Origin of the sequence: Tritonibacter sp. SIMBA_163, from assembly GCF_046535935.1 — a bacterium.
Lineage (GTDB): Bacteria > Pseudomonadota > Alphaproteobacteria > Rhodobacterales > Rhodobacteraceae > Epibacterium > Epibacterium scottomollicae.
Map to the genome: position 1 here is coordinate 1 of NZ_JAWJBP010000967.1, position 250 is coordinate 250.

The window sequence follows — 250 nt, forward strand, 5'->3', positions numbered from 1 at the left end:
CTTGGGTCTCATTTGTGTGAAAAACTACTCGCGCGCGGCGATGATGTTCTGTGCGTAGACAACCTTTATACAAGTAGCAAGGAGAATATACTTCGTCTGATTGGTAATCCACGCTTCGAGTTTATGCGGCACGATATAACCTTCCCGCTCTACGTCGAAGTAGACGAGATCTATAATCTGGCGTGCCCCGCTTCTCCGATTCACTATCAGCGTGATCCTGTTCAAACGACAAAGACGAGCGTTCATGGCG

Annotated in this window: 1 pseudogene; it reads left to right on the plus strand. The window is 48.4% G+C overall.

Annotated features, from left to right (window positions below):
- Positions 1-12: 12 nt before the first annotated feature.
- Positions 13-250 (plus strand): annotated as a pseudogene (locus R0J92_RS25205) (SDR family NAD-dependent epimerase/dehydratase); the annotation flags it as partial.